The organism is Psychrobacter sp. 1Y4 (assembly GCF_051847555.1).
This window is the reverse complement of sequence record NZ_JBPYDE010000754.1, coordinates 1-628: the sequence shown is the minus strand read 5'-3', so window position 1 is coordinate 628 and position 628 is coordinate 1. Positions and strand designations below refer to the sequence as shown.

1 protein-coding gene is annotated in these 628 nt (G+C 44.9%); it reads right to left on the bottom strand.

Going from position 1 to position 628, the window contains the following annotated elements:
• On the bottom strand, positions 1 to 628 hold a 628-nt coding region (gene yidC / locus ACS8FC_RS18710; protein ID WP_439297896.1), incomplete at both ends, for a membrane protein insertase YidC.

Genomic DNA, 628 nt, shown 5'->3' with positions numbered 1-628 from the left:
TGGGAAGAATAGCATGAATGCGGTAAAGATAATTGGCAAGAACTTCATCACTTTCGCTTGCATTGGATCTGCTGGCTGCGGATTCAACTGCTGCTGTATGAACATTGACGCGCCCATGAGCAACGGCAAGATAAACCATGGGTCCATTGCTGAAAGATCGCGAATCCACAGAATCCATGGCGCATGACGCAGCTCGACACTCTCTACGAGCACCCAATACAAGGCTAAGAAAATTGGCATCTGCATCAAGATCGGCAAACAACCCGCCATCGGGTTGACTTTTTCTTCTTTGTAGATGGCCATCATTTCTTGCGACATTTTCATGCGGTCGTCGCCATGCTCTTCTTTTAGCGTTTTTAGTCTCGGTGCAATAGCGCGCATTTTTGCCATTGAATAGTAACTCTTATTAGAGAACCACATCAAAGCAATTTTGACCAAAATCGTTAGTAGGATGATTGACCAACCCCAGTTACCCACAACTTTATGCACACCTTCCAAGATAGCAAATAAGACCTTCGATATTGGCCACAGTAAACCATAATCAACCGTCTTATTCAGACCAACTGCCACATCTTTTAGCTCAGACTGTACCTTTGGACCTGCATACAGTGTGGCATCCAATGTCACT